Origin of the sequence: Mesorhizobium sp. M7A.F.Ca.CA.002.15.2.1 (assembly GCF_003998715.1) — a bacterium.
GTDB lineage: Bacteria > Pseudomonadota > Alphaproteobacteria > Rhizobiales > Rhizobiaceae > Mesorhizobium > Mesorhizobium ciceri.
The window spans coordinates 569-2,209 of the sequence record NZ_RZPI01000823.1 but is presented as its reverse complement, the minus strand read 5'-3'; the positions used below and the strand labels follow the sequence as shown (position 1 = coordinate 2,209).

Sequence of the window (1,641 nt, the reverse complement as noted above, 5' to 3'; positions counted from 1 at the left end):
TCGACAGGCTGTCCTGACCGAAGTGCTCAACCCCAAGACCGCTCTGTTCTTCCTCGCTTTTCTGCCTCAGTTCGTGCGGCCTGAAAACGGATCGGTGATGCTTCAGATGGCCGCGTTGGGGGTCATCTTCGTCATACTGGGCCTTTTCAGCACGGTCGTCTTTGCCGTGAGCGCTGGCCGGCTCGGCACGTTCCTGCGCCGAAATCCGTCGGTGTTACGATTGCAGGGCAAAGTTGTCGGCGGCATCTACTGCGCTTTGGGCGTCCGTCTGGCGCTGCAGCAACGCTGACTCTGGACGATAATCGACGCACCCTTTCCAGAGGGCTGGGTGTCAGGACTTTTTGAAGCTCCCGTCGCTCATTTTCACTCGCAATTGCGACGACCGCGCGCTACCCAGTGCGCGGCTTTTCCCGGCCTGACAGCCTCCAATCGCGTAAAGGTTCATTATGCTGCTCGTCGACGTCTATCTCGACAAATCACCCATCCAGGGAATCGGCGTCTTTGCCAAGAACCACATTCCTCGCGGTACTCTGATCTGGAAGTTAGACCCAAGGTTCGATCGGCTCATCGAGGTCGAGACTTATGAGCGGGCGGCCGGCCCGGTGAAGAGCTATCTCGACCGCTACTCCTATCCTGACCGCCGCGATCCGAACTACATCGTCTTCGAAGCCGACGACGCGCGCTACATGAACCATGCCGACGAGCCTAATTGCGACGTCTCCTCACCCGAGGAGAGTTTTGCGCTGCGCGACATCGCGCCTGGCGAAGAGTTGACCTGCAACTACAACCATTTTTTCGAAACGGGCTTCGATTTTCTCGGTGACCGCCACCTGTCATCCGCAGACTCGATCTAGACTAGTTCGCCCTCTTGCGGGCCGGATAGCCGTTTGGATGCGCGGGTATCGCCTTGAGATAGGCGGCGATGGCAGCACGGTCCTGCGGCGCCAGCTCGGCCATGTTTCGCTGCACGTCGACCATGGCGCCGCCGACGGAATCAAAATCGGGCGTGAAGCCGGTTTCGAGGTAGTTGGCGATGTCGGCTTCCGACCAATCGCCTATACCGCCCTCGCCCGATGTGATGTTCGGCACGACGCCGCTGCCTTCGGCAGCCACCGCACCGGCCAGCCACACGTTCTTTTTCGTACCACCTGCGAGGTCGCGCGGCGTGTGGCATTCGCCGCAATGACCCGGCCCCTCGACCAGATAGCGGCCGGCCATGACCGGATCGGGCGTGGCAGCGGGAAATGGAACGACAGGCTGGTCGCTAAGATAGAGCAATTTCCACAGGCCGATGCCGCGACGAATGTTGAAGGGAAAACCGAGCGAATTTGCAGGCGCCTTGCCGGCGACGGCCGGCAGCGTCTTGAGGAAGGCATAGAGATCGCCAATGTCGACCGGATTCATGCGCGCGTAGGACGCATAGGGAAACGCCGGATAGAAGTGTCGGCCCGAAGGCGACACGCCCTTCAGCATGGCATTGGCGAGGTCCTCGACCGACCATGCGCCGATGCCGTCCTTGGCGTCTTGCGAAATGTTGGGCGGCACGAAGGTTCCGAACGGCGTCTTGAGCTCGAGACCGCCCGCGAGTTGAAGCCGCGCATCGCCCTGTGAGCCCGGCTTTGCATGGCAGGATGTACAACC

General features: G+C 60.7%; 3 protein-coding genes. 2 read left to right on the top strand and 1 reads right to left on the bottom strand.

Annotation, left to right across the window (positions count from 1 at the left end):
• On the top strand, positions 1-289 hold a 289-nt coding region (locus ENZ74_RS29825; protein WP_164761311.1), incomplete at its 5' end, for a LysE family translocator.
• A 157-nt stretch (positions 290-446) separates the two neighbouring features.
• Positions 447-854 (top strand): SET domain-containing protein-lysine N-methyltransferase, encoded by a 408-nt coding sequence (locus ENZ74_RS29820; protein WP_013532664.1) that lies wholly within the window; start codon positions 447-449, stop codon positions 852-854.
• A 1-nt stretch (position 855) separates the two neighbouring features.
• Here the strand turns inward: ENZ74_RS29820 and ENZ74_RS29815 are convergent.
• Positions 856-1,641, bottom strand: a 786-nt coding sequence (locus ENZ74_RS29815; RefSeq protein WP_245471037.1) for a cytochrome c, incomplete at its 5' end; no start/stop codon positions are given.